This window comes from Actinomadura sp. NPDC000600, from assembly GCF_040492135.1.
Taxonomy (GTDB): Bacteria; Actinomycetota; Actinomycetes; order Streptosporangiales; family Streptosporangiaceae; genus Spirillospora.
Genome location: NZ_JBEUPD010000025.1, coordinates 112427 through 136948, shown reverse-complemented (window position 1 = coordinate 136948; position 24522 = coordinate 112427). Strand labels below are relative to the sequence as shown.

Genomic DNA, 24522 nt, shown 5'->3' with positions numbered 1-24522 from the left:
CAGCGCCAGCGCGGCGGCCGCGAGCACCGCGGCGGCCGCGGTCAGCGTGCCGGCGGCGGCCGCCCGGCGGCGGCGGGAGCCGGCCAGGGACGCGGTCATGCGGTGCAGGCGGACCGTGAACTCGGACGGCGGCCGGGCGTGCCGGCCGCGGGCGTGCCGGGCGGGAGACTTGGTCACGGACGGCACTTTACTGCCGGCCGCCCCCGCCCGACGCACGATTCGGCGTGATGAGCCCCGCTAGGCCAGCCCGGCGACCAGCTCGGCGACCGGCTTGCGGCGACCTGTGTAGAAAGGCACCTCCTCGCGGGTGTGCAGGCGCGCCCTCGCGCCCCGCAGGTGCCGCATCAGGTCGACGATGCGGTGGAGCTCGTCGGCCTCGAACGCCAGCATCCACTCGTAGTCGCCGAGCGCGAACGACGACACCGTGTTGGCCCGGACGTCGGGGTAGTCGCGGGCCATCTTCCCGTGCTCGGCGAGCATCGCGCGGCGCTCGTCGTCCGGCAGCAGGTACCACTCGTACGAGCGGACGAACGGGTACACGCACACGTAGGCGCGCGGCTCCTCGTCGGCGAGGAACGCGGGGATGTGGCTCTTGTTGAACTCCGCCGGGCGGTGCAGCGCCATCTGCGACCACACCGGCTCGCTCGCCCGGCCCAGCGCCGTCCGCCGGAACCGGGTGTAGACCTCCTGGAGGTCGTCGGAGGTGGGCGCGTGCCACCAGAACATGTAGTCGGCGTCCGCGCGCAGGCCGGCGACGTCGTAGGCGCCGCGCGTGGTGACGTCCTTCTGGGCGGCCTGGTCGAGGAGGTCCTGGACCTCCGCCGCCTCCCGCTCGCCTACCGTCCCGGGGTTCGCGACCCGGAACACCGACCACATGGTGTAGCGGATCACGTTGTTGAGTTCGCGCGCCTTCGGCTTGGCCGCCTGCTCCGTCATGGTCCAACTCCTTCTCGACTGCGCAAATGGTCCAGCACCCGGATCGCCGCCGCGCGCGCGGTGGCGATGCACGCGGGGATGCCGAGGCCGTCGTAGGCGGCGCCCGCGACGGCCAGCCCCGGCGCGCCGGCGACCGCGGCCCGGACCTTGGCCACGCGGTCGGCGTGGCCCACGTTGTACTGGGGAAGGCCGCCGCCCCACCGGGTCACCCGGGTCTCGATCGGCAGCTCGGTGACGCCGGACGTCGCGGCGAGCTCGGCCATGGCGGTCGCCGTGAGCTCCTCGTCGGTCCGCTGGAGCGTGTGCTCCTCGCCGTACCGCCCGATGGAGCAGCGCACCGCGATGACGCCCGGGTCGCGGTCGCGCAGGTGCGGCCATTTCAGCGAGCTGAACGTGACGGCCTTGACCCCGCGCCCGCCGCGGGCGGTGTCGCACTCCACGTTCGGGACGAGGTAGCCGCTGCCCTCCGGGAGCCGCGGGAACGCGGTGGCCCGGTACGCGAGGGTGATGATCGCCATGCTGGCGTACTCGATGCCGGCCAGCTCGCGCGCCGCGGCGGGGACGTCCGGCTCCAGCAGCCGGGCCGCCGGGGCCGCCGGGACCGCCACGACCACCGCGTCGGCGTCGAGGTGCTCGGGGTCGCGGGCGGGGCCCACGGTGAGCCGCCAGCCGTCCTCGCGGCGGCGCAGCCCGCGGACCATGGCCCCGGTCCTGATCGTCCCCCCGGCTTCGGCGATGTCGGCGGCGACCAGGTGCGGGAGCGTGCCGAGCCCGTCCGGCAGCGTGGCGAACACCGGGCCGGGGTTCTGCGGCGCGGCGTCCCTGATGCCCTGGACGGCGTGGATCAAAGACCGGTGGGTGCGCGCGGCGGCGGCGACGGCGGGCAGCGTGGACTCGAACGACAGCAGCTCGGCCCGGCCCGCGTAGACCCCGCCGAGCAGCGGCTCGACGAGCCGGTCGACGACCTCGGCGCCGAGGCGGGCGCCGATGTAGTCGGCGACGGACACGTCCGCGCCCCGCGGGGTCTCCGGCAGCACGAGGTCGAGGGGCACGCGCGCCAGCCCGGCGGGCGAGAGCACGTGCGAGGCGGCGAGCGCCTTCAGGTCGGACGGCACGCCCATGACCTGGCCGGACGGGATCGGCCGCACCGCGCCGCGGCTGAGGATGCCCGAGGATGTGGTGCCGGGGTTCACGAGGTCGCCGGAGCGGCCGAGGTCGCGCACGAGGTCGAGTCCCTCGGGACGGCGGGCGAGCATCGACTCGGCGCCCTCGTCCACCGGGATCCCGGCGATCTCGCTGACCCGCAGCTTCCCGCCGATCAGGGGGGACCCCTCCAGGACCGTCACCCGGACGCCCTCCCGGACGAGCACGCGCGCGGCGGCGAGGCCCGCGATGCCGCCCCCGACGACAACCGCATGGGACGTGGTCATGCCTCCAGCCTCCCAGACGCCCCGCCGGATCGCGCACCGGGTCGACGTGAACTGCGGCACTCGCGCCGCCCGGGTTTTTGTCGCCGAGATGACAAGATCTCCGAACCTCGCCAGTGAATACTGGCAGACATGATCCCTCGGACGACCTCCACCCGGGCCGCGGCGGTCCTCGCGGCCGGCGCGCTCGCGATCGGCGGGGCGGCCACCCCCGCCTCGGCCGCCGAACGCGGCGACTTCACGCCGGTCCCGCTGCCGTTCTTCTGGCCGAACAACAGCCTCTACGACGTCGCCGCCGCCTCGCCCGACAGCGTCTGGATCGCCGGGAACCAGGGAGAACTGGTGATCCCCGGCCCGATCCCCGGGACCGGGCAGAGCATCCCCGGCAATCCCGTCGTCCGGCGCTGGAAGGGCGGGAGCTGGGTCGAGTACGACCTCCAGGGCCTGTCCAGCCGCGGCACCATCACCGACGTCGACGCGGTCGCCCCCGAGGACGTGTGGATCAGCGGCCCGAAGTACGGCTCGGGCGACGGGGCGCCGGTCCCCTACGCGGCGCACTTCACCGGCTCCCGGTTCGAGCAGGTGGCGCTGCCGTCCGGAGCCCGCAGCGCGAACCTCCAGGCGAGCGCCGGCGGCGTCCGGGTCGCGACCGACACCGGCTTCTACCGCCGGACGGGCGACACCTGGGCGCTCATCACCACGCTCCCGGACATCCGGCAGCACACGTCCTACATCCGGGCGGACGACGACATCTGGGTGCTCGGCACCGCGTCCGCGACCGACGAGACGCTCGCGGCGCGGCACTGGGACGGGCGGTCCTGGCAGACCGTCCCCGTGCACGAGCCCGTGCCGGGGACCGGCTTCACCGACATGCTCGCCCTCTCCCCCACCGACGCCTGGGCCACCGGCATCAGCTACCGCACGTCCCCGGCCACGCCCGTCCTGATGCACTGGGACGGCACGGCCTGGACGGGCGTCACGACCCCGCCCGGTCTCAACGCGCTCACCAGGATCGCCGAAGGCGGAGACGGGACGCTGTGGGCCATCGGGCACTCGCTCGACGAGCCGGCGAAGCCGGGCCTGATCCGCTACAGCGGCGGGACCTGGGAGCGGGTCCCGGCCACCGCCGTGCCGAACCGGAAGAACTTCTACGCGAGCGCGCTCGCCGTCGTCCCCGGCACGGGCGCCCTGTGGACGCTCGGAACCGTCGACATCGGCGGGCCCGTCGTCCTCACCGACGGCCCCTGACCGGCACCGGCGACCCGTGATCGGCGCGTGCCCGCTTCGTGCCCGGATCGCGATCCGTCCCGAGGAACGGTGATATGCGGCACATCGTCCAAGCCGCATGCGGAACGTCAGGAGCATCACCTGCGCACTGGTCGTCCTGCCGATGGCCGGGATCGTGGCCGCCTGCGGGGGCGGCGACCACTCGTCCGGGGCGTCGGACTCCGCGCCGCGGGGCGCGGCCACGGCGCCGGCCCTCCCGGGCGGCGCCCAGCGCGCGGAGGGCGCCCCCCAGGGCGGCGCCAAGCAGCGGGCGCAGGCGCCGCTGCCGACCGGGCGCGAGGTCGTCCACACCGCCGCCCTGCGGGTCAGGGCCGGGAACGTGGAGGCCGCCGCCGCCAAGGCCAAGCAGCTGGTCGCCGCGGCGGGCGGCTACGTCGAACGGGAGTCGACGTCGAGCGAGCCCGCCCGCTCGGAGATCGCGCTCAAGATCCCGAGCGAGCGGTACGCCGAGGTGCTCGGCCGGCTCGGCACCGAGCTCGGCACCAAGCTGTCGCTCAGCCAGGAGGCCGAGGACGTCACCGGCGAGGTCGCCGACGTCGACGCGCGGGTGCGGTCCGCGAAGGCCACGCTGGAGACGTTCCGCAAGCTGCTCGACCGGGCGGGCTCCGTCAGCGAGATCATGAGCATCGAGCAGGAGATCTCCCAGCGGGAGGCCGACCTGGAGGCGCTCCAGGCGCGCCAGAAGGCGCTTGCCAACCGCACGCAGTTCGCGACGGTGACCGTGACCGTCGTGACCAAGGCCCCGCCGCCCGAGAAGGACGAGCCGCGCGGCGGGTTCGTCGGCGGGCTCCAGAGCGGCTGGCACGCGTTCACCGCGTTCGTCGGCGGCGTCGCCGCCGTGCTGGGCTGGCTGCTGCCGTTCCTCGTCACGGCCGCCGTGGTCGGGCTCCCGCTCCTGGCCCTCCGGCGGCGGCGGCGCGCCCGCGCCGCGGACGACGCCGCGCCGGAGCCGGGGAAGACCCCGGAGCCGGAGAACGCGAAGGCCGCGGTCGGCGCGGGCGAGGAGCCCCCGGAAGGGCCCCGGCCGCCCGCCTAGCGCGGGTCCTCGGTGCTCGCCTCGTGGACGAGGTCCGCGAGGCGGGCCAGCACGTCCGGATCGATGGACGGCAGGACGCCGTGGCCCAGGTTGAAGATGTGCCCCTCGGCCGTGCGGCCGCGGGCCAGCACGTCGCGGGCCCGGCGCTCCACGGTCTCCCACGGCGCGAAGAGGATCGCCGGGTCGAGGTTGCCCTGCAGCGCCTTGCCCGGCTCGACGCGGCTGACGGCCTCGTCGAGCGGCACCCGCCAGTCGACGCCGACGACGTCGGCCCCGGCCTCGCCCATCAGGCCGAGCAGTTCGCCCGTCCCGACGCCGAAGTGGATGCGCGGGACGCCGAGCGGCTCGATCTCGGCGAAGATGCGGCGGGCGTGCGGCAGGACGGACTCGCGGTAGTCCTGCGCGGCGACCGCGCCCACCCAGGAGTCGAAGACCTGCACGGCGCTCGCGCCGGCCGCGATCTGCACCTTCAGGAACGCGATCGTGAGGTCGGCCAGCCGCTCCATGAGCCGGTCCCACAGCTCCGGCTCGCCGTACATCATCGCCTTGGTGCGCTCGTGGTTCTTGGACGGGCCGCCCTCGATCAGATACGAGGCGAGCGTGAACGGGCCCCCCGCGAAACCGATCAGCGGCGTGCCGCCCAGCTCGCCGACCAGGCCCTCGACGGCCTCGGTCACGTACGGGACGTCGTCGGGGACGAGGGGGCGCAGGGCGTCCAGGCCCGCCGCGTCCCGGATAGGATCGGCGATGACCGGCCCGACGCCGGGCTTGATGTCGAGGTCGACGCCGACGGCCCTGAGCGGCACCATGATGTCGCTGTAGAAGATCGCCGCGTCCACCGCGTACCGCCGCACCGGCTGCATCGTGATCTCCACGACCATGTCCGGGCGGGTGCACGACTCCAGCATCGGGACGCCCTCGCGGACCCGCAGGTACTCCGGCAGCGAGCGGCCCGCCTGGCGCATGAACCACACGGGCGTGTGCGGCACCGGCCGGCGGCGGCAGGCCAGCAGGAAGGGGCTCTCGGCGAGGCCGCCGTTGTCAGGCGTGCGCGCAGGGTGGTCGTTCGAACGGGCTGCGTCAGCGGTCACGTTGTGATGGTCCCACGAAAAGCGGATGGGGGAGCACCGGAGTGGCGGGTGAGGCGCAACGAACTTCCGGACACGCCGAGCGAAGTCCCGCATTCTGTCACCGGCGCGTGCGAACGTGATGCGTGTCATAGCCGAGGGAGGTTCCCCCTTGTACTGCTTCACCTGCGGTGATGAACGCGAGTTCGAGCTGCCGCCGTGCGAGGACGGGCACGGCGAGGAGTGCCCCGAGCGGGCCTGCGTCGACTGCGGCTCCGCCGTCCTGGTCGGCCTGCCGCCCGGCGCCGCCGCCCCGGCCCCCGGCCGGACCTCCGAGACCGCCCCGGCGCCCGGCCGCGCCGCCACCGTGCGGGCCGTGGCCTGAACGGCCCGGCCCCCGAAACGAAACCACCTGTGCCGTGCCTGTGTCCCCTCCGCGCCCTCCCGTCGCCCCCTGCGGCGGCACATCCCAGCAGCACCGACCCGAGCCCGCCGAGCCCGCCCCCCGCGACCCGTCCATCCCCCGCGATCAGGCCGGTCCACCCATGAACCCACCTGCCTTCCAGCGGGCCGTCGACACGCTGCGCGAGATCCTCGACGGGCCCGCCCTCCGGCCGGAGCTCGACCTCGAGGACATGCCCGCCCCGCAGAGCCTCGCGCCGTACGCGGCGGCCATGTCCGGCAGCGTCTACCGCGACGACGACACCGAGGTCGCCATGGGCCGCCTCATCGTGCTGTACGACCCCGAAGGCCGCCCCGGCTGGACGAACGGCTTTCGCGTCGTCGCCTACATCCGCGCCGACCTGGAGCCCGAGATCGCCGCCGACGAGCTGATCGGCTCCGTCGCGTGGGACTGGCTGCTCGAGGCCCTGGAGCCCGCCGGCTACGCCGCGGTGTCCGGGACGATCACCCGCGCGGTGTCGGAGAGCTTCGGCGACAAGCGCGACGAGCCGTCCACCACGGAGCTGGAGCTGCGGGCCTCGTGGTCCCCCACGGGGGAGGATCTGACCGCCCACGTGCTGGCCTGGTGCGAGGTGATGTGCACCACGGCGGGGCTGCCGCCGACCGGCGTCGCCGCGCTGCCGGACCGTCCGGGCGGCGGGGGCGGCTGAGCGACGTACGGTAGGGGGCGTGAGCACAGCGTCCGAAACCGAGACGGCGGGGGAGAACACGGAAGAAGTGGGAGTGTCCGAAACGCGCGCGACCGGTCCCGAGCAGGGCGCCGGTGCGGAGAACACGGCGGCGACCCCTACCGGGACAGTTCCCGGGACGGCCGGGCCCGGCCTCGGCCAGACGAGCACGGAGGCCGACACCGGTCCCCCCGCCGTCCCGCTGCTGGAGCCGCGCGAGGGCGTCCCGCCGGTGCTCACCACCGCCGCCGACCTGGACCGCGTCATCGCGGCGTTCGCCGCGGGCACCGGCCCGGTCGCGGTCGACGCCGAGCGCGCCTCCGGCTACCGCTACGGGCAGCGCGCCTACCTGATCCAGATGCGCCGCGCCGGCGCCGGCACCGCGCTGATCGACCCGGTCGCCCTCCCCGACCTGTCCGCGCTGGACGCCGCGCTCGCCGACACCGAGATGGTGTTGCACGCCGCCAACCAGGACCTGCCGTGCCTGGCCGAAGTCGGCCTCGTGCCGCGCCGGCTCTTCGACACCGAGCTGGCCGGGCGGCTGCTCGGCTACCCGCGGGTCGGCCTCGGCTCCATGGTCGAGAACGTGCTCGGCTTCGTGCTGGAGAAGGGCTACTCGGCCGCCGACTGGTCGACCCGCCCCCTCCCCGAGGACTGGCTGCGCTACGCCGCGCTGGACGTCGAACTGCTGGTCGAGCTGCGCGACGTCCTCCAGGAGGAGCTGGAGGCGGCGGGCAAGCTGGAGTGGGCGCTGGAGGAGTTCGCCGCCATCCTGACCACGCCGCCGAAGCCGCCGCGCGCCGACCCGTGGCGCCGCACGTCCGGCATCCACCGGGTGCGCAACCGGCGGGCGCTCGCCACCGTCCGCGAGCTCTGGGAGGCGCGCGACAAGATCGCCCGCGAGCGGGACCTGTCCCCCGGCCGGGTGCTCCAGGACGCCGCGATCATCGAGCTGGCGCAGAAGGCCCCGAAGACCCCCGCCGAGCTCCAGGCCCTGCCGACGATGCGGGGCCGCGGCGCCCGCCGGCACCAGTCGGCGTGGCTGCGCGCCGTCACCCGGGCCCGTGAGCTCGGCGAGCGCGGGCTGCCGGCGTCCAACCTGCCCGGCGACGGGCCGCCGCCCGCGCACCGCTGGGCCGACCGCGACCCGGAGGCCGCCAAGCGGCTCACCGCCGCCCGCGCCGTCGTCGCCGCGCTCGCCGACGAGCACTCGATGCCGTCGGAGAACCTCGTGCAGCCCGACTACGTCCGCCGGCTGGCCTGGACGCCGCCGGCGGAGTCGTCGGCGTCCGCGATCGGCGCCGCCCTGCGCGGCCTCGGCGCCCGCGACTGGCAGGTGGGGCTCATCGCCCAGCCGATCGCCAAGGCGTTCCTCCGCCTCGAAAGCAAGGGCGAGCTTTAGTCGGCACTTGCACGGGGGCGGCTGCGGGGCACACACTGGCTTAGGTTAGCTTTGCCTAAACAAGCCCGTGCGATCCCCGAGGAGTGCGTCGATGCTACTGGGCAACTTCCTCATCGGCCTGCGTGAGGGGCTCGAGGCCGCCTTGGTCGTGAGCATCCTGATCGCGTACCTGGTGAAGACCGGCAACCGCCAGGCCCTGCTGCCCGTCTGGACGGGCATCGGCGCCGCCGTCGTCCTGGCGTGCGGCTTCGGGATCGCGCTGAGCGCCGCGTCGTCGGAGATGCAGTTCAAGACCCAGGAGCTCTTCGGCGGCATCCTGTCGATCATCGCGGTGGGCCTGGTCACCTGGATGGTCTTCTGGATGCGCAAGACCGCCCGGTTCATGAAGGCCGAACTGGAGGGCCGGCTGGAGGGCGCGCTCGACGTCGGGCCGCTCGCCCTCGCCGCCGTCGCGTTCCTCGCGGTCGGGCGCGAGGGGCTGGAGACCGCGCTGTTCCTGTGGACGAACATCTCCAACTCCTCCAGCGGGTCCACCGAGCCGATCATCGGGGCGGTCCTCGGCCTCGCCGTCGCCGTCGCGCTCGGCTACCTGCTGTACCGCGGCGGTCTCAAGATCAACCTGAAGCGGTTCTTCACCTGGACGGGCGCCGCGCTCATCGTCGTCGCCGCCGGCGTGTTCGGCTACGGCTTCCACGACCTGCAGGAGGCGGAGGTGTTCCCCGGCATCAACTCGGTCGCGCTGGAGCCGCACGCCTTCTTCGCCAAGTTCGGCGGCGCCGGCGACTGGATGCAGACCGTCTTCCAGGGCGTCCTCAACGTCACCCCGCAGATCACCTGGCTCCAGCTGGTCATGTGGGCGCTCTACCTGGTGCCGGTGATGGTGCTGTTCCTGCGCAGCCCGTCGCCGTCCAAGCCCGCCCCGGCCAAGGCCACCGAGCCGGCGCCGACGTCCTGACGCAGGTCAGAGGTCGGGCAGCGGGTCGCGGGGCAGGCTGTCCCGGGCGAAGATCTCCGCGTCGGCGGCGTTGACGACCGGGACGTACTCGTCGTCCAGCTCGAACACGGCGCCCGCGAACTCGAACGACGCGCCGACGCCCGTCTCCACCGGCCCGATCCTCGTGCCGCGCGGGTAGCTGCCCCAGATGCTCTTCGGGGTGCTGCGGCTCAGCGAGCCGGTGGAGATCACCGCGACCTGGTCGCCGGTGACGACGAAGATGAACCCGGCGCCGCCGCCGTAGGTCATCGCGGGGAAGATGTAGCGGATCTCATCGTCGATTCCGAGGAACTCCCTGCAGCGCTCGCGGAGCGGGCGTGGCACCGGCATGGCGGTTGTGGCACCTCCCCCAGGCGGGTCGACGTCGCCGCCCCAATCATGCACCGATGTGCCGGATCGTGACCAGACTTCACGCGGTCGCCAGCGCCGCCGTCGGCGGCAGCCGCGCCGCCCGCATCGCCGGGTACAGGCCGGCGACCGTCCCGATCGCCAGGGTCGCGGCGAGCGCGCCGCCGAGCGCCCAGACCGGCACGACCGGCGGCCACCCCTTCCACAGCGCGAACCCGGTCGTCACCGCCGCGCCGAGCACGACCCCGGCCGCGCCCCCGAACGCCGACAGCAGCAGCGACTCGGCGACGAACTGGAGGCGGATCTGGCCGCGGGTGGCCCCGAGCGACCGGCGCAGCCCGATCTCGCGGCGCCGCTCCAGCACCGAGATCACCATCGTGTTGGCGACCCCGACCCCGCCGACCAGCAGCGCGACGGCGCCGAGCCCGAGCAGCAGCCCGGTGAACGCGCCGGACGCCGCGGCCCGCGCCTCCAGCGCGTCGGAGGGGCGGCTGACCTCGACCTCCTCGGGGCGCTCGGGGTTGACCGTCCGGGCGAGGACGTCGCGGACGTCGTCGACGGAGGCGTCCGTGGACCGCTCGTAGATCGTCGTGGGGTGCCCGTCGAAGCCGAGGTAGCGGCGCGCGGCGTCCCAGCCGACGAGGGCGGAGCGGTCGATCTCCGGCGCCAGCTCCGCGGGCCGCAGCACGCCGAGGACGACGAACCACCGGCCGCCGATCCACACCTGCCCGCCCGCCCGGTCCAGGCCGAGCCGCCGCGCCGCCTCCGAGCCGAGCACCACGACGGGACGCCCTTCGGTGGCCGCGTCGAGCCGGCGCCCGCTCGCCGGCGCCACGTCCAGGGTGCCGAGCAGCCCGCTCGTGGCGGCCTGCACGGCGATGCCCTGCGTGACCTCCTCCGGGATCCTGTCGGTGCGGCGGACGGTGGCCTCCACCGACCCGGTCGCACCGACCGCCGTGACCGGCGCGATCCGGCGCACCATCTCCGGGGCCGTCTCGGGCAGCTCCGCCTTCTCGCCGAACAGGGTGTCCCCCGGCTTGGCCGTCAGCAGGTTGGTGCCGAGCCGGTCGAGCCGCTGCATGAGGTCCTCCCTGCTGGAGGAGGAGATCCCGATGACGGCGACCATCGTCGCGATGCCGATCGCGATGCCGAGGGCCGACAGCACGACCCGCGCGGGCCGGGCCCTGAGCCCGCCGAGCCCCACGCGCAGGACGTCGCCCGCGCCGAGCCGCGCGGGCCTCATCGGCTCCCCACCCCCGCCCGCTCGTCCGCGACGATCTCGCCGTCCCGGATCCGGACCCGGCGCGGCGCACGGGCCGCGACCTCCGCGTCATGCGTGATGACCACGACGGTGGTGCCCGCGCGGTTCAGCTCGTCCAGCAGCGCGAGCACGCCGGCTCCCGCGGCGGAGTCGAGGTTGCCGGTCGGCTCGTCCGCGAGCAGCAGGTCGGGCTCGCCCACGACCGCCCGCGCGACCGCGACCCGCTGCTGCTCGCCGCCCGACAGCTGGTGCGGCCGGTGCCCCGCCCGCTCCCCCAGCCCGACGCGTTCGAGCGCCGCCCGCGCCCGCTCCCGCCGCTCCCGCAGCCCGACCCCGCTGTAGAGGAGCCCGTCGGCGACGTTGTCGAGGGCGCTCACCCCCGCGGCCAGGTGGAACTGCTGGAACACGAACCCGATGTGCCGCGCCCGCAGCGCCGACAGCTCCCGGTCCGCGAGCTCCGCGACCTCGTGCCCGGCGACCCGCACGCTGCCCCGGGTCGGCCGGTCCAGCGTCCCGATCATGTGCAGCAGCGTCGACTTGCCCGACCCGGACGGCCCGACGATCGCCGCCCGCTCCCCCGGCGCGATCACCAGGTCGACGCCCCGCAGCGCCGCGACGCCGCCCGCGTACTCCTTGGCCACCCCGGCCAGCTCCACGATGTTCGCGCCCCTGTCGTCGAAGCCCTTCATTCGGCGGGCACCCCGACCTTCATGCCCTCGCGGAGCCCGCTCCCGGAGACCTCGACGCGTCCGCCGCCGAACGCCCCGACCTTCACGGGCAGCAGGCGCCTCGACCCGTCGGCGACCTCGACGCCGAAGCCGCCCTCCCGCAGCGCGAGCAGCGCCTCGACCGGCACCGACAGCACCCCTTCGCGCCGCTCGCTCTCCAGCTCGACGCTGACCGGCGCCTCGTCCAGCCGCCCCGTCTTGGCGTTCCCGAGCGAGATGTCGACCCCGACCGTGGTCTTCTGGTCCTGCCCCGACCCGGTCGTCTCGGCGACGCCGCCGACCTTGCTGATCTTCCCCTTCACGGTCGCCCCGCCGGGCAGCTCCACCGTCACCCCCGCGCCCTTCTTCGCGAGATCCTGCTTGTCGGCGTCCAGATCGACGTGCACGACCCGTTTCGTCCCGGCGACCGTCAGGACGGGCTGCCCCTGGACGGCCCGCTTCCCCTCGGGCGCCTTGACCTCCCGGACCCGCACGGCCCCGCTGAGGAACACGACCTGACCAGGGTCGACCGTCCCCGTTTCGTTGAGCCCCCGATCGTCCTGCCACTCCTCGACGGCGGCCTCCGTAGCTCCGGTGAACTCCTCGTCCACGGTCAGGCCGCCGTACCCGAGAGCCCGCAGGTTCTCCTCCAGCTGCCGGACGTCCTTGCCAGAGGAACCGCTCCGCAGCGTCCGGTACATGGGCCTGCCGCCGTACATCAGCGTCACAGGCTTGCCCGCGACCGAGAGAAGCGTCTCCCCACGCCCCACGGTCGCGCCCTCCGCCGGCACCCAGGTCACGACGCCGGACGCCCCCGTCCACACGTCCCGGACACCGTCGTAGGTGAGCTTCCCGTCCACCTTCTCGGTATCTACGAGATCGCCCCGACTCACCACCGCCGTCGCCAGCGGGGCCTGCGCCCCCTGCGCCTCGCTGCCGTCCCGCGACCACACGGCGGCGCCGCCGACCGCCACCACGGCGGCGACGGCGACCCCGCCCGCGACCACGACCCGCCTCACTTGCCGGCCCCCGGCAGGCTGGCCTTGCACGCCTCGCGCGCCTTCTCCGCCTGTCCCCGGTCGACCCACTTGCGGGGCATCTGGATCTTCCCGTCGGGACCCGGGTCCGGAATGTCGACCCCGTGCTCGCGCATGCACTGCGCGAACTTCACGTACTGGTCGCGGACCTTCGGGTCCTTGAGATCGGGCAGCTCCCCGCCCGCCTGAAGCCACGACCGGCACTTCTCCATCGCCGTCTTCAGCTTCGTGCGGTCGCCGCCCTTCGCCAGCCGCCACGCCTGCCCGTCCCCGCTGCCGGGATCGGGCATGTCGACCCCGTTCTCCCGCATGCACTGCGCGAACTTGAGCCTGGCGTCCTCCGCCGAGACCGACTTACTGGGCGAAGCGGAGGCCGCAGCCGCCCCCCCGACACTGGCGACCCCGCTCCCCTCGTCGTCCCCGCACCCGGCGAGCCCTCCCAACAGGAGCACCGCCGCAACACCCAAACCCCAAACCCTCATGCCGACCCTCGTCTCCCCGGGGCACCGCGCCCCAGCAAGGCCCCATAAGAGCCCCCAGAGGGTTAAACCCGCATTAGCCCCTCCTGACCTGCGGCGTTCCGGCGATCGGAGGGGTCGGCGTCGAGGCATGGCGCCCAGAGCAGTTCTTTTGTGGCCCTTCGGCTATCGACGAGCCGGCCGGGGGCGATGCATGCCGCCGAGTGGGAGAGCGGAATTGCAGGTGAACGGGGACGTCACGGGCTCAAGTTGCCGGGCGGGAAGGCGGTCCTGATGTATTCGGCCAGGCCTGCTCTGGCCTTTCTGAGGTTGGCGGCCGAGTCTCTGGGTTCCTGGCGGAACCGCTCGGTCGCTTGGTCACCGTTCGGCAGGGAGGCCAGCTCTCGCATTCGGCGGTGCGTGTCCCTGGCAAGGGCCCCGCGGTCCTGCGCCGCTCGCCAGAAGTCCCGTCCCTCCACGGCAGTCCCGGCCCCGGCATCCCTCAGGGCGGGCAGGGCGATCTGATTAGCCGGCTGAGTGCTGTGGACCGGCGACTGCGGCGGAGTTGCGGCGGTTCGCCGAGCGGGGGCGCGGGCGCGGGCGCGTCATGGTGGTGCTGCTGGCGAGGGCGGTCGCGCGGGCCTTGCCCGGCCCCATCACGGCGTTCAGGGCGACGGTGGGGATCCTGGTCACGGGTGGTTGGCCCTACCTGCTCGCCGTCCGGTGCCGCAGTTGGTGGCCGGGGTCGCCGGGATGGGCCTCTTCGCGCTTCTCGCCTACGCGATGTCGCACCAGCACACCGATTCGGTCTCCGTCAGCGTGTGGATCTACGTGTGCTGTGCCTGGACGGGGTTCATCGGCGGCGGCGTCCTCTGTTGTGCCGGGTGTACGGGCGCGTCGCGGTCAGCACGGCAGTGGGTGTCCTCATCGCCGAACTGTCGACCGTAGCCGTCACCTGGTCGTCTTCTTCGTGTGTCACCCCCAGGCTGTAGAACCGTGGTCGCGAGTGCATTGGAGGGGTGCGGTGGACGGGAGCACGACCCTGTCGGCGAAGGATGATCGGATCTGGTTTCCGGGGAATCCGTGGCCTGGCGGGCACAGGATCGAGGAGTTCGCCTGGAAGGGCCGGCTGGACCCCGAGTCCGGCCTGCGGTTCGTCTTCGAGTTGGAGAGTGCCGACTACGACGCGGAGGACTCGCCCGGTCGCGAGGAGGACGAAGACTCCGAAGACGGGCCGGACTTCGAGGCGAAGATCGTCTGGTGCAACTACCACAGTTGCACCATCAGCGCCGCCCGGGGTTTCGTCGCGGGATCTCCGGACGAGCCGCTGGATTTCGACGCGCTGACCGGCCGCGCCTTCCATGTCGACGGCCTCGACGAAGTGGACGAGATCGAGGACTGGGACGACTTCGCCTTCCACATCTACCTGCTCGGCCATGACTCGGTCGCCGATCATCGGATCCGCTTTCCCACCCGGCATGCACCGTTCGAATTCGGACTCGAATGGGACGGGCGCATAGCACTGACCTACGTGGGCGAGGAGGAGTACAAGTACCGGTTCCGTGCCGGGGTCGGTCGAGTGGCGTTCCAGGGGTTCGAAGTTCCCGATGACCTGGACGACAAGGCGGCGGACGGGCTGCTGAAGGCCTGCCTCCGGGATCCGGAGCGGTTCCGGCTCTCGCAGGAGGGCCGTGAGCGCTGGTACGTGCCGATCTCCTGAAGGGTCGGTCTCGACGTGAGGCCGTTGCCCCTGCCTGACTCAGGATCCACGGTGCGCGGCCAGAGCCATAGGCAGTTCGTTGAGGGTTGAGATGCGGTGTATGCCGGTCGGCGTCGGGGTCGCCGTTTCCGCTCGGTCCAGCCAGATGGCGTGGAGGCCTGCGTTGTGGGCGCCTACGGCGTCGATGTCGAGTTTGTCGCCGACGTAGGCGACTGCGGTGGGAGGCAGGTTCAGGGCGGTGCAGGCGGCCTGGAATGCCGCGGGGTCCGGTTTCGCGCGGCCGAGCCGGTCGGAGCAGAGGAGCACTTCGAAATGGTGGCGCAGGCCCAGTGCCGTCAGCCTGCGCTCCTGGTGGACGGTACTGGAGTTGGACAGGATCCCCTTCCGGTGAGGAAGGGCGTCCAAGGCCGCGGCCACGTCGGGGAACGCTGACCAGGCCGCTTCAAAAAGCGCCTCGTACCGGTCGTACCAGGCGTCCGCCTCGGTGTCGCTCAGCGGACGGTCCACGAACCTGCGGACTCGCGTACGGCGTTGTTGCTCGTAGGTCAGCTCACCGGCCGCGAGACGCCGGTACTCGCTCGTGGTGATCTGGTGCCACCGGTCCAAGGCGGCCTGGTCGGAGGGAAGACCTTCCGCCTCGAAGTGGTGCAGCAGTCCGGCGCGTTCCGAGCCGGTGAAGTCGAAGAGCGTGTCGTCGACGTCCCACAGGACAGCCTCGATCATGTCTGGAGACTAGGACGCCCGACGGTTCTGGACGCGCTGAGAGCTCCCGCTCAGCAGTTCGCTGACGCTGGACGGGCCGCGGCGCCGCCCGGGCTTGGTTTGAGGGCGGATCGTCGGTGGGGTCTGATTCGCTGGTCGACCGGAGCCGACGACGCATGCCCGCGGGGGCTGGAACGGAGCACACAATGAAGGCCGTTCGTTTCGACCGGTTCGGCGGTCCCGAGGTATTGGGGCTCGTTGACATGCCCGATCCTCATCCGGGGCCCGGGCAGGTCCGGATCGCGGTCCGGGCGGCCGGGGTGAGCGCGAGCGACTGGAAGAAGCGCCAGGGGCAGATGGATCCGGAGCTCCCGCAGACACTGGGGTACGAGGCGGCGGGGGTCGTCGACGAGATCGGCGAGGGTGCGGCGGACGCGGCCGTCGGCGATCGCGTGTTCGGCTTCTGTGTCGAAGGGGCGGCCCAGGCCGAGCTGGCGGTGCTGTCCCACTACGCGCCGATTCCGCCCTCGCTCGACTTCGCCGGCGCCGCGGCGCTGCCGGCGGCCATCGAGACGGCCACGCGCGCGCTCGACCAGCTCGGCGTCGGGGACGGCGCGACGCTGCTCGTCAACGGCGCGTCCGGGAGCGTCGGCGGCGCCGCGGTCCAGCTCGCCGTGGTGCGCGGCGCGCGTGTGCTCGGCACCGCCGGCCCGGGGAACCAGGAGTACCTGCGCTCTTTGGGGGCCGAGCCGGTCGTCTACGGCGAGGGGCTCGTCGAGCGGGTGCGCGCGCTGGCGCCGGACGGCGTCGACCTGGCGCTCGACGTCGCCGGGAACGGGGTGCTGCGCGAGCTGATCGGGCTCGCCGGCGATGCGGAGCGCGTCGTCACGGTCGCCGACTTCGTCGGCGCCCGGGAGCACGGGGTGCGGTTCAGCCGCGGGGACGCCGGCCGCGCGGTCCACGTGCTCGGCGAGATCGGGCCGCTGATCGAGGCGGGGCGCTTCTCGCCGCCGACCGTGTGGACCTTCCCGCTCGCCGACGTCGCGGATGCGCACCGCGCCGGCGAGGGCGGGAAGGTGCGCGGGAAGCTCGTGCTGCTGGTCGGCTGACGCGGGGACGCGCGCGGAGCTGGGACGATGAAGGCCGCCGCTGTAGGGTCCTGAGTTATGGCGCGGGCGGTGTCTCGGGATCCTGACCGGCTTGTTCTGTTCACCGACGCTGTCGTGGCGATCGCCGTGACGCTTCTGGTGCTGCCGCTGGTCGACGTGGTGCCGGAGGCGGTCGGCGCGCACCAGCGGTCGGTCGAGGTGATCACCGGGCACTGGGCGCAGATCGGGAGCTTCGCCCTCAGCTTCGTGGTGATCATCCGGCTGTGGTTCGTCCACCACCGGGTGTTCGAGCACATCGGCGGCTACACGCGGGCGCTGATGCTGGTGAACACGGGATGGCTGCTGGCCATCGTGGTCCTGCCGTTCCCGACGGAGATGGCCGCCTCCTATCCGGGGGACGACCGCTTCACGGTGATGCTGTACATCGGGAACATCCTCGTCGCGTGCGTCCTCCAGACCGCGCTGACGGTGATCTCCTACCGCGACCCCGACGTCGCGCTGGAGTTCGATCCGCCGACGATCGAGTCGGTCCGGGGCGCGCTGTCGAACGTGGCGCTGCTCGCCGTGGGCCTGGCCGTGGTCGCGGCCTTCCCCGGCATCTCCTACTTCGCGCTGCTGCTGCTCTTCGCGCAAGCCCCGGTCGACAGGCTGTGGAGACTCGCCGGCGTCTGACGCCCTCCGGGGGCCGGCGGCCCGGGAACTGGACGCTGCGCCACCGACTCCACGACCCGCCCCTCGCCTCTGCTCGGGCGCCGGCTCCGGGACCGGGCCGACACCGGTCGGCAGGCTCGAAGGGGGCCTTACTTGACGGCTATACAGAACAGCCCGGCACCCGGGGCCTCTGCCGGGGCGGACAGGATGGGAAGCAGGAGTTCGTAAAGCCGGCCGCGCCAGGCCGCCTTCACCAGGCCGTCGATCGGTGCGTCACCGTAGGCGATCTCCTGGATCCTGACGCTGGACAGCATGTCGGAAAGCTGAGAGTGGCCGCGGGGTTCGTATTCGGTGATCTCGATATCGCGGAACCCGCAGTTCCGCAGGAGGTTGTGAAGGTCTTCGGCTTCGTAGTACCGCCGATGGTTCCATCGAGCATCGAAAAGCCTCCGGTACCGCTCCGCCAACTCCGCATCACGGGACGCCGACGCATACTCGCTGAAGTAGAGCCACTCGCGTTTCCGCGGGGTCGGCACGGTGAGTCGCAGACTTCCTCCCGACGCCAGCACCCGGTGAATTTCAGTCAATGCGACAATCGGGGCATCGACATGCTCCAGGACCGAGTTCGAGATCGCGGACCGCAGTCGTCCGTCACCGAAGGGCAGGCGCTTCAAGTCTGCGCACAGGACCCGGTCGTAGACATGGCCCCGTGCGGCGGCACGGCAGCGATCGAGGTCGGCGTCCAGGCCGAATGTGATGCGCATGGGCAGCAGAGTGGCGAATTCACCGTTTCCGCAACCGAGATCGACGGATGGGGTCGGAAGCGTCTCGTCCCCTAAGAGGATGGCCTCCTGGCTCCGGAAGAGGGCCTTTCCAGGACTCCACACCCACATCTCGAGGGCGCGACGCAGAACGTCGGCGGGTGATGCTCCGGTCATTCGGACGCCGCGGCTTCTGACGGATCAGAGTGCGTCAACGGTCTGCTTTATAGACGGGTACAAAGCCACCATGTCGTCGAACTTCTTCGGCTTGCCGGTTTCGTTGTAGAAGGCTTCACTGTAGTTCCGGATCACGGGACTCTCCACCACCAGGGTCATCGTGCGGTCCGATATGTCGCTGAGACTGTGTATCTCGTCGTACGTGAGCGTGTAGATCTTGCTGGCGCGGAACACCTCGCGCCGCCGAAGGTCTTCCTCCACATGCTCGCCTCGCCGTTGGAAGCGATGGTGTGTGAACCCGCCGCGCAGGATGATCGATGCGAACGAGTAACGGTGATTGTGCGGGACCACCGCATATCCTCGCGCCCGTGCGTCCTGCGGTTTGTACTGGTGGAGCCAGACACGGCATCCGGACGATTCCGCGCGGTCGATGAACCACTTGTAGTGCGTGGAGGTGTCGCGGCTCTTCATCCCTCGGAGTTCCAGGTCCCCCGACGCCCATGCCGTGACCTCGTCGCGGAGTATCCAGGGGCGGTCACGAAGACCGGCGAGGAGGCTCACCACGCCTGCGGGAACGAGTTCGGGCGGGCTCCATCGCACCTCGTGGAGCCGGTCGAGGAATTCTCCGAAACCGCTCAGAGATAAATGAGGAGCACTTTTCATCGAACGTCTCCTTGGAAAGCGATGGCAGATTCGACGATCTTCTGTGTAAATTCGTCCAGCACACACAGGCTTTGCTTCTTGAAGGGCATCCACCGGTACTCGGTGTGATTGCGCGATTCCAGGACGACGTCCGCGCTGTGCACGGTCATCAAGAAGTTCAGCTGCACGTTATGGAGACGCACTTCGGTTCCAGGGATCGTGCTCCGAAACGACGAGTGCCCGATCAGCGCCGTAACCTCGCCACGCAGTCCGGTCTCCTCCCGGAGTTCACGGCGAACCGCGTCTTCGACATCTTCGAGAAAGTTGACGCTCCCTCCAGGCAGGGCCCATACGCCGGGCAGCAGGTCTTCGTTCGAACTTCTTTTCAGTATGAGAAACTTCTTTTCGTAGACCGCCACTGCGGCGACCACGAAATTGAACCGCTCGGCCCGCGACTCCTGGGCCAGGAGTTTCATTGCCTCCGGCATCCTATCTGCCAATCTTCTTGATTTCGGTCGCGTAGTTCGCGATGAACTTCTCATAGTCCTCGCGTATGCGCGCCAGGTCTGCCGACTCCAACGCCGAAAAGCCGATCCCGGCGAGGTAGGCCAACAGCACGTCGTCGTCGTCTCCCGAGGTGAATCTCTTGATCGGCTGCGCCCAGCGCAGTTGGCGCCTGCATTCATCCTTGAATATCTCGTACAGTTGGCTGCTCTTGCCGTAGCGCACTGTCTCGGGGTGCATGCTCCGGAGAGATTCAGGGGATCGGTAGAGCGCTGTGTAGATCGCATCATCCACAAGTTCGATGCGCAGTGCCGACGTGCCGGCCACCACGCCCACTTCGACTTCGCAGTGCTCACGGGAGTCGAAGAGCGCCACCACCGAGCTGAGGATCTCGCTCTTGATCTGGTGTTTGATGCTCGACAGATCGCGCCCGGCCTCCTCCGGCCTCTTGCGGCGGTCCTGGGCGCGCGCCTCGATGGCGAGCCGGTCTCGCGGGTCGACCATGAGAACCCGGACGACCTCGAGGTTGTGATCGCAATGCCGGATCCGGGCGGGAACGTACTTGGCGCTGGTGGATCGTACGATGTACTCGCGGGAACTGCAAATATCCGAGATGAGATCGCGATTGAAGCGCTGGTCGAATCCCGCCGCCGGAGGATAGATGCTGCGAGGCAGGAAAAGCTCGTTCAATTGCGTTATCTGCTCTAACATGGTGACATGGTGATCGACTAACTGGGTCGCGATCTCCTTGCGGATAAGCTCCGCGTATTCTCGGTTGCCGAGCACAGTATATATGACGGCGAACATGATCGAAGCGGCGAGTCCCGTCCCGATCTGAGCTAATTTGACCCTGGTCGTCGTAGAATCATCAAGAAATATCAGCACCAGGGCGAGGAGGGCGCCTGTGGCGAATGTCAGGGCTAGAGCGTAGAGGTAGGGAGCCTTCTGCGGCTTGGGGGGTTTCTTGAGCAATGAGCGCACCGGTGGCATCAGCTCGCCATTCGCATCGAGTGCCTCATTTCACTCGGCCAGGTCCGTGGGCGCCAGTACGCGCGAGTATGGCGCGCCATCTGATCAAAGTCCAGAGAATGCAGGCCTTCGGTATGGTTCGGCCCGATCGGTGAAACGAAATGACACCGAGGACCGCCGCGTCCGCCCCAGTGGGACATGCTGGATCGCTCCATCGGGACGGCACCGCGGGTACCGGCGGGAGTGGCGGGTCTGCCGCAGCTGGCAGACCTCATACACGCACGGGTGCCTCGGGCCTTGGCCGGTCCACTCAGATCCGGTGCGGCTTATCGGGGTTTAACCCTCGGGGCGGCATGCTCGGCGGCATGCGTGTACTGATCGTCGAGGACGAGCGGGTGCTCGCGGACACGATCGCCGAGGGACTGCGGGACGAGGCCATGGCCGTCGACGTGGTCTACGACGGCGACGCCGCGCTGGAGCGGGCCTCGTACAACGAGTACGACGTGGTGGTCCTCGACCGGGACCTGCCCATGGTCCACGGCGACGACGTGTGCCGGGAGCTGGTGGGGCGGCGGAGCCGCGCGCGGATCCTCATGCTGACCGCGTCCGGGGACGTCGACGACCGGGTGGACGGGCTGTCGCTCGGCGCCGACGACTACCTGCCGAAGCCGTTCGTGTTCGGCGAGCTGGTGGCGCGGGTGCGGGCGCTGGCGCGCAGGTCGGGGCCGCCGGTGCCGCCCGTCCTTGAGGGGCGGGGCATCCGGCTCGACCCGTACCGGCGGAAGGCCGCGCGGGACGGGCGGGAGCTGCGGCTGACGAACAAGGAGTTCGCCGTGCTGGAGGAGCTGCTGCGGGCGGAGGGCGGCGTGGTGAGCGCCGAGCGGCTGCTGGAGCGGGCGTGGGACGAGAACATCGACCCGTTCAGCAACATCGTCCGGGTCACGATGGCGACGCTGCGGCGCAAGCTCGGGCAGCCGCCGGTGATCGAGACGGTGACCGGGTCCGGGTACCGGCTGGAGGCATGGTGAAGAGGCTGAGCGTCAGGACGCGGCTCACGCTGGTGTACGGGTCGCTGTTCCTCGTCACGTCGGCCGCGCTGGTCGCGGTGACGTACCTGCTGACCGTCAGGACGATGGACAACCGGTTCACGTCGCGGCAGAGCGTGGACGCGACGACGATCACGCGGCTGCGGGCGCTGGCCATCAACGGCGACGTCAGCGAGCTGGTGAAGCTGAAGGCTGACGCCGACCGGGAGCTGGCCCGGCAGAAGCACGACGTCCTGGAGCAGCTGCTGCAGAGCTCCCTGGTGACGATGCTGGTGCTCGGCGTCCTGGCCGTCGTGATCGGGTACGTGGTGGCGGGGCGGATGCTGCGGCCGCTGCACACGGTGACCGCGACGGCGCGGCGGCTGTCGGAGAGCAACCTGCACGAGCGGATCGCGCTGGACGGCCCGCAGGACGAGATCAAGGACCTGGCCGACACCTTCGACCGGATGCTGGACCGGCTGAACCGCGCGTTCGACGCCCAGCGCCGGTTCGTCGCGAACGCCTCGCACGAGCTGCGCACGCCGCTGACCATCAACCGGACGGTGCTGGAAGTCGCGCTGGCGAGCCGCCGGAGCCCACCGGAGACCAGGGCGCTCGCGGACGTCCTGCTCGGCAACACCGCGCGCCACGAGCGGCTCATCGAGGGGCTGCTGCTGCTCGCGAAGTCCGAGCGGGAGCTGGCGACCCGGGCCGAGACGCCGCTGGAGGACGTGGTGCGCAGCGCGCTCGACCAGGTCGAGGGGCAGGCGGAGGAGGCGGCCGTGGACGTCGAGGCGCGGCTCGGCCCGGCCGCGGTGGCCGGCGACCCGGTGCTGCTGGAGCGGTGCGCGGTGAACCTGCTGGAGAACGCCGTGAAGTACAACGTGCGGGACGGGCGGATCTGGGTGAGCACGGGCGTCCGGGACGGCGAGGCGTTCCTGCGGGTGGTCAACACGGGGCGGCCCGTGCCGTCCTACGAGGTGGCGACGATCTTCGAGCCGTTCCGGCGGCTGCGCGCGGACCGGACGGGGTCGAAGGACGGCGCGGGCCTCGGCCTGTCGATCGTGCGGGCGGTCGTCGGCGCGCACGGCGGCGCGGTCGACACCGTCCCGCGGCCGGACGGCGGCCTGTCGATCACGGTCCGGCTGCCGACGTCCGCCGGCCCCGTCCTCGCCGCCTAGGGCCTGCTTCGATCGGCCACGCACGCGAACGCGTGACCTGGCCGGTGGAGCGAAGCCGGAGGCGAGCGGAACCGGGCAGATCGCGAAGCGATGCCGCGTTCGCCCAGGCCCGGTCACGTAGCGAGCCGCAAGGCGAGCGAAGTGGGCCGGGAGTGAATCAACGCAGCGGGGGCTGCGGCCACGCGACGCGGCCCTCGGGCTCGGGCCGGTCGGGGCGGGCGGTCAGCCAGCGGTGCACGACCTTGCCGGTGGCGTTGCGCGGCAGCTCGGGGATGAAGTACACGTCGCGGGGCACCGCGTACCGGGCGACCTGCGCGTGCACGTAGGCGCGCACGGCGTCGGCGTCGAGCCTCGCGCCGGGCCGCAGGACGATGTACGCGGCGAGGCGCTGCCCCCATTCGGGGTCGGACACGCCGGTGACCGCGACCTCGCGGATCTCCGGCATCCGCAGCAGGGCGTCCTCCACGTCGCGGGGGACGATGTTCTCGCCGCCGGACACGATCATGCCGTCGCCGCGGCCGTCCACGAACAGCAGGCCGCGGTGGTCGATGTGGCCGAGGTCGCCGGTGGCGAGCAGCCCGTCGCGGACCTCCATCGGCTCGCCGCCGGTGTAGCCCTCGAACAGCAGCTCGTTCGCGGCGAAGATGTGCCCGCGGGTGGAGCGGCCCACCCGGCGGCCCTCGTCGTCGAGGATCGCCAGCGAGGTGTTGCGGGGCGGGCGCCCGGCGGTGCGCGGGTCGAGCCGCAGTTCGCGCGGGGTCGCGATGGACACCCAGGACGCCTCGGTGGAGCCGTAGATGTTGTAGAGCCGGTCGCCGAACGCGTCCATGAACCGGGTGGCGAGGTCGCCGGGCAGCGCGGAGCCGCCCAGCGCCGCGATCCGCAGCGAGGACGTGTCGTACTCGGCGCGGACCTCGGGTGCCAGGTCGAGGACCCGCTGCAGCATGACCGGGACGGCGAACACCGTGACGTCGCGGTAGGAGGCGATCGTCCGCAGCGTCTGCTCGGGGTCGAAGCGGCGGTGCAGGACGACCGGCGCACGCAGCGCCCACGCCATCTGCAGCGCGGCGTAGCCCCAGGTGTGGAACAGCGGCGCCTCGACGATCATGGTCTGCCGGGCGCGCAGCGGGATCCGGGACGTCACCGAGGCCAGCGGCCACAGGCCCGGGCGGGGCGGGCGGCGGGCGCCCTTGGGTCGTCCGGTGGTCCCCGAGCTCAGCATGATCGTCCGGCTCTGGATCTGCGGCGGCGCGGCGGCGGCCGGCGGCGTCGAGCGGATGATCTCCTCGATGCTCGGGCCGCCCTGGTCGGCGGGGACGGGCGCGAGGTCCGGGGAAGTGCGGGGCGGCGGCAGCGTCGCGGCGGGGACGGGCGCCGAGAGCGGGGCCGCGGCCGGCGGCCGGCGGTCGGCCCACAGCACGTTCCGGCGCAGCGCGATCGGGACGTTCGCCAGCAGCGGCGCGAACTCGGCGTCCGCGACGAGCAGGGTGGGGCGCAGCTCGCCGAGCACGGCGCGGATCTGGCCCGTTCCGAAACCGGTGTTGAGCAGCACGACCTCGGCTCCGCGCCGGGAGCACGCGAGGAGGGTGAGGGCCATGCCGCGGTGGTTGCGGCACAGGACGCCGACGCGGGGGCGGGGGCCGTGCAGGGGCAGTCCGGCGGCGAGGCGGGCGGCCTGCTCGTCCAGTTCGGCGAACGTCAGCTCGCCCTCGTCGTCGATCAGGGCGGGGCGCGACGGGGAGCGGGCGGCGGCGGAGGCGACCAGCCCCGCGAGCGAGGTGCCCCAGCGGCGCAGCGTGCCGAGCTGCCGGAGGAGCCGGCGGGGTCCGCCGGAGAACAGCAGGCCGGTGCGCAGCAGCAGCGCCGCGAGGTCGCGGATGTGCCCGATCCGGCGGCGCACCCCCGGCCGGTACGCGGGCCTCGCGTGGGTCACCGTGCCTCCTCCGGTGATTTCGGGTCACGCTACCCATCCGTCATGAACCGAACAAGGG

25 protein-coding genes are annotated in these 24522 nt (G+C 71.9%); 11 read left to right on the top strand and 14 right to left on the bottom strand.

Annotation, left to right across the window (positions count from 1 at the left end):
• Window positions 1-237: 237 nt before the first annotated feature.
• On the bottom strand, window positions 238-936 hold the full coding sequence (hemQ, locus tag ABWI07_RS30465) for a hydrogen peroxide-dependent heme synthase (protein ID WP_149264863.1): 699 nt from the start codon (window positions 934-936) through the stop codon (window positions 238-240).
• Window positions 933-2366, bottom strand: coding sequence for a protoporphyrinogen oxidase (gene hemG / locus ABWI07_RS30460; protein WP_149264862.1), 1434 nt, complete (start codon window positions 2364-2366; stop codon window positions 933-935). The genes hemQ and hemG overlap by 4 nt, the downstream gene beginning before the upstream one ends.
• Before the next feature lie 129 nt (window positions 2367-2495).
• On the opposite strand from hemG, the gene ABWI07_RS30455 reads away from it, so the two are divergent.
• Complete coding sequence (locus tag ABWI07_RS30455) at window positions 2496-3611, top strand: hypothetical protein (RefSeq protein ID WP_353820629.1); 1116 nt, start codon at window positions 2496-2498, stop codon at window positions 3609-3611.
• Window positions 3612-3708: 97 nt separating this feature from the next.
• Window positions 3709-4686 carry a DUF4349 domain-containing protein gene (locus ABWI07_RS30450; protein WP_353820628.1) on the top strand — a complete coding sequence of 326 codons (978 nt, stop codon included), beginning with the start codon at window positions 3709-3711 and terminating at the stop codon, window positions 4684-4686.
• Here ABWI07_RS30450 and hemE read toward each other — a convergent pair.
• Window positions 4683-5699 carry a uroporphyrinogen decarboxylase gene (hemE, locus tag ABWI07_RS30445; protein WP_200842458.1) on the bottom strand — a complete coding sequence of 339 codons (1017 nt, stop codon included), beginning with the start codon at window positions 5697-5699 and terminating at the stop codon, window positions 4683-4685. The two genes, ABWI07_RS30450 and hemE, sit on opposite strands and share 4 nt — an antisense overlap.
• 226 nt (window positions 5700-5925) lie before the next feature.
• Here hemE and ABWI07_RS30440 point away from each other — a divergent pair, with 226 nt between their 5' ends.
• The 4 genes from ABWI07_RS30440 (at window position 5926) to efeU (ending at window position 9240) form a co-directional block, all read left to right on the top strand.
• A complete protein-coding gene (locus tag ABWI07_RS30440; protein ID WP_200842454.1) occupies window positions 5926-6138 on the top strand; it encodes a hypothetical protein in 213 nt (70 codons plus the stop codon).
• 160 nt (window positions 6139-6298) lie between these two features.
• Entirely contained in the window at window positions 6299-6865 is a 567-nt protein-coding gene (locus tag ABWI07_RS30435) for a DUF3000 domain-containing protein (protein WP_353820626.1), read from the top strand.
• Window positions 6866-7085: 220 nt separating this feature from the next.
• Window positions 7086-8285: a ribonuclease D gene (locus ABWI07_RS30430; protein ID WP_200842457.1), complete on the top strand. Its 1200-nt coding sequence runs from the start codon at window positions 7086-7088 to the stop codon at window positions 8283-8285.
• Window positions 8286-8376: 91 nt separating this feature from the next.
• Window positions 8377-9240 (top strand): iron uptake transporter permease EfeU, encoded by an 864-nt coding sequence (gene efeU, locus ABWI07_RS30425; protein WP_149264856.1) that lies wholly within the window; start codon window positions 8377-8379, stop codon window positions 9238-9240.
• 6 nt (window positions 9241-9246) lie between these two features.
• On the opposite strand, the gene ABWI07_RS30420 is transcribed toward efeU, so the two are convergent.
• The 5 genes from ABWI07_RS30420 to ABWI07_RS30400 form a co-directional block, all read right to left on the bottom strand.
• Entirely contained in the window at window positions 9247-9609 is a 363-nt protein-coding gene (locus ABWI07_RS30420) for a hypothetical protein (protein WP_149264855.1), read from the bottom strand.
• Between the two features lie 79 nt (window positions 9610-9688).
• Complete coding sequence (locus ABWI07_RS30415) at window positions 9689-10870, bottom strand: ABC transporter permease (protein ID WP_149264854.1); 1182 nt, start codon at window positions 10868-10870, stop codon at window positions 9689-9691.
• A complete protein-coding gene (locus ABWI07_RS30410) occupies window positions 10867-11577 on the bottom strand; it encodes an ABC transporter ATP-binding protein (protein ID WP_149264853.1) in 711 nt (236 codons plus the stop codon). Before ABWI07_RS30410 ends, ABWI07_RS30415 begins: the two co-directional genes overlap by 4 nt.
• Entirely contained in the window at window positions 11574-12614 is a 1041-nt protein-coding gene (locus ABWI07_RS30405) for a peptidoglycan-binding protein (protein WP_353820625.1), read from the bottom strand. Before ABWI07_RS30405 ends, ABWI07_RS30410 begins: the two co-directional genes overlap by 4 nt.
• Window positions 12611-12943, bottom strand: a complete 333-nt coding sequence (locus tag ABWI07_RS30400) for a hypothetical protein (RefSeq protein ID WP_353820624.1) — start codon at window positions 12941-12943, stop codon at window positions 12611-12613. The genes ABWI07_RS30405 and ABWI07_RS30400 overlap by 4 nt, the downstream gene beginning before the upstream one ends.
• 1171 nt (window positions 12944-14114) lie before the next feature.
• Here ABWI07_RS30400 and ABWI07_RS30395 point away from each other — a divergent pair.
• A complete protein-coding gene (locus ABWI07_RS30395) occupies window positions 14115-14810 on the top strand; it encodes a hypothetical protein (protein WP_353820623.1) in 696 nt (231 codons plus the stop codon).
• Window positions 14811-14849: 39 nt separating this feature from the next.
• Here ABWI07_RS30395 and ABWI07_RS30390 read toward each other — a convergent pair whose 3' ends face one another.
• Window positions 14850-15533: an HAD family hydrolase gene (locus ABWI07_RS30390; RefSeq protein ID WP_353820621.1), complete on the bottom strand. Its 684-nt coding sequence runs from the start codon at window positions 15531-15533 to the stop codon at window positions 14850-14852.
• Between the two features lie 185 nt (window positions 15534-15718).
• On the opposite strand from ABWI07_RS30390, the gene ABWI07_RS30385 reads away from it, so the two are divergent.
• Together ABWI07_RS30385 and ABWI07_RS30380 are read left to right on the top strand one after the other, a co-directional pair.
• Window positions 15719-16621 (top strand): NADP-dependent oxidoreductase, encoded by a 903-nt coding sequence (locus tag ABWI07_RS30385; RefSeq protein ID WP_353820620.1) that lies wholly within the window; start codon window positions 15719-15721, stop codon window positions 16619-16621.
• A gap of 57 nt (window positions 16622-16678) precedes the next feature.
• Window positions 16679-17293 (top strand): TMEM175 family protein, encoded by a 615-nt coding sequence (locus ABWI07_RS30380; protein WP_353820619.1) that lies wholly within the window; start codon window positions 16679-16681, stop codon window positions 17291-17293.
• Window positions 17294-17421: 128 nt separating this feature from the next.
• Here the strand turns inward: ABWI07_RS30380 and ABWI07_RS30375 are convergent, their stop codons facing one another.
• The 4 genes from ABWI07_RS30375 to ABWI07_RS30360 all read right to left on the bottom strand — a co-directional run bounded on the left by ABWI07_RS30375 (window position 17422) and on the right by ABWI07_RS30360 (window position 20346).
• Window positions 17422-18165 carry a class I SAM-dependent methyltransferase gene (locus ABWI07_RS30375; protein ID WP_353820631.1) on the bottom strand — a complete coding sequence of 248 codons (744 nt, stop codon included), beginning with the start codon at window positions 18163-18165 and terminating at the stop codon, window positions 17422-17424.
• 69 nt (window positions 18166-18234) lie between these two features.
• Window positions 18235-18873: a hypothetical protein gene (locus ABWI07_RS30370; RefSeq protein WP_353820617.1), complete on the bottom strand. Its 639-nt coding sequence runs from the start codon at window positions 18871-18873 to the stop codon at window positions 18235-18237.
• Window positions 18870-19328 carry an NUDIX domain-containing protein gene (locus tag ABWI07_RS30365; RefSeq protein WP_353820616.1) on the bottom strand — a complete coding sequence of 153 codons (459 nt, stop codon included), beginning with the start codon at window positions 19326-19328 and terminating at the stop codon, window positions 18870-18872. Before ABWI07_RS30365 ends, ABWI07_RS30370 begins: the two co-directional genes overlap by 4 nt.
• A gap of 13 nt (window positions 19329-19341) precedes the next feature.
• Window positions 19342-20346, bottom strand: a complete 1005-nt coding sequence (locus ABWI07_RS30360; protein WP_353820615.1) for a hypothetical protein — start codon at window positions 20344-20346, stop codon at window positions 19342-19344.
• A gap of 344 nt (window positions 20347-20690) precedes the next feature.
• Between ABWI07_RS30360 and ABWI07_RS30355 the strand changes: the two genes are divergently transcribed.
• Entirely contained in the window at window positions 20691-21353 is a 663-nt protein-coding gene (locus ABWI07_RS30355) for a response regulator transcription factor (protein WP_149264846.1), read from the top strand.
• Complete coding sequence (locus ABWI07_RS30350) at window positions 21347-22531, top strand: sensor histidine kinase (protein ID WP_268843311.1); 1185 nt, start codon at window positions 21347-21349, stop codon at window positions 22529-22531. The genes ABWI07_RS30355 and ABWI07_RS30350 overlap by 7 nt, the downstream gene beginning before the upstream one ends.
• A 157-nt stretch (window positions 22532-22688) precedes the next feature.
• Here ABWI07_RS30350 and ABWI07_RS30345 read toward each other — a convergent pair whose 3' ends face one another.
• Window positions 22689-24464 (bottom strand): AMP-binding protein, encoded by a 1776-nt coding sequence (locus ABWI07_RS30345; protein WP_353820614.1) that lies wholly within the window; start codon window positions 24462-24464, stop codon window positions 22689-22691.
• Window positions 24465-24522: the final 58 nt, after the last annotated feature.

What these genes read in the sequence shown, in the direction of transcription:
- hemQ (WP_149264863.1), bottom strand. Translation starts at nt 936, where the DNA reads ATGACGGAGCAGGCGGCCAAGCCGAAGGCGCGCGAACTCAACAACGTG.
- hemG (WP_149264862.1), bottom strand. Translation starts at nt 2,366, where the DNA reads ATGACCACGTCCCATGCGGTTGTCGTCGGGGGCGGCATCGCGGGCCTC.
- ABWI07_RS30455 (WP_353820629.1), top strand. Translation starts at nt 2,496, where the DNA reads ATGATCCCTCGGACGACCTCCACCCGGGCCGCGGCGGTCCTCGCGGCC.
- ABWI07_RS30450 (WP_353820628.1), top strand. Translation starts at nt 3,709, where the DNA reads ATGCGGAACGTCAGGAGCATCACCTGCGCACTGGTCGTCCTGCCGATG.
- ABWI07_RS30435 (WP_353820626.1), top strand. Translation starts at nt 6,299, where the DNA reads ATGAACCCACCTGCCTTCCAGCGGGCCGTCGACACGCTGCGCGAGATC.
- efeU (WP_149264856.1), top strand. Translation starts at nt 8,377, where the DNA reads ATGCTACTGGGCAACTTCCTCATCGGCCTGCGTGAGGGGCTCGAGGCC.
- ABWI07_RS30420 (WP_149264855.1), bottom strand. Translation starts at nt 9,609, where the DNA reads ATGCCGGTGCCACGCCCGCTCCGCGAGCGCTGCAGGGAGTTCCTCGGA.
- ABWI07_RS30415 (WP_149264854.1), bottom strand. Translation starts at nt 10,870, where the DNA reads ATGAGGCCCGCGCGGCTCGGCGCGGGCGACGTCCTGCGCGTGGGGCTC.
- ABWI07_RS30410 (WP_149264853.1), bottom strand. Translation starts at nt 11,577, where the DNA reads ATGAAGGGCTTCGACGACAGGGGCGCGAACATCGTGGAGCTGGCCGGG.
- ABWI07_RS30400 (WP_353820624.1), bottom strand. Translation starts at nt 12,943, where the DNA reads ATGCGGGAGAACGGGGTCGACATGCCCGATCCCGGCAGCGGGGACGGG.
- ABWI07_RS30390 (WP_353820621.1), bottom strand. Translation starts at nt 15,533, where the DNA reads ATGATCGAGGCTGTCCTGTGGGACGTCGACGACACGCTCTTCGACTTC.
- ABWI07_RS30385 (WP_353820620.1), top strand. Translation starts at nt 15,719, where the DNA reads ATGAAGGCCGTTCGTTTCGACCGGTTCGGCGGTCCCGAGGTATTGGGG.
- ABWI07_RS30380 (WP_353820619.1), top strand. Translation starts at nt 16,679, where the DNA reads ATGGCGCGGGCGGTGTCTCGGGATCCTGACCGGCTTGTTCTGTTCACC.
- ABWI07_RS30375 (WP_353820631.1), bottom strand. Translation starts at nt 18,165, where the DNA reads ATGTGGGTGTGGAGTCCTGGAAAGGCCCTCTTCCGGAGCCAGGAGGCC.
- ABWI07_RS30370 (WP_353820617.1), bottom strand. Translation starts at nt 18,873, where the DNA reads ATGAAAAGTGCTCCTCATTTATCTCTGAGCGGTTTCGGAGAATTCCTC.
- ABWI07_RS30365 (WP_353820616.1), bottom strand. Translation starts at nt 19,328, where the DNA reads ATGAAACTCCTGGCCCAGGAGTCGCGGGCCGAGCGGTTCAATTTCGTG.
- ABWI07_RS30360 (WP_353820615.1), bottom strand. Translation starts at nt 20,346, where the DNA reads ATGCCACCGGTGCGCTCATTGCTCAAGAAACCCCCCAAGCCGCAGAAG.
- ABWI07_RS30355 (WP_149264846.1), top strand. Translation starts at nt 20,691, where the DNA reads ATGCGTGTACTGATCGTCGAGGACGAGCGGGTGCTCGCGGACACGATC.
- ABWI07_RS30350 (WP_268843311.1), top strand. Translation starts at nt 21,347, where the DNA reads ATGGTGAAGAGGCTGAGCGTCAGGACGCGGCTCACGCTGGTGTACGGG.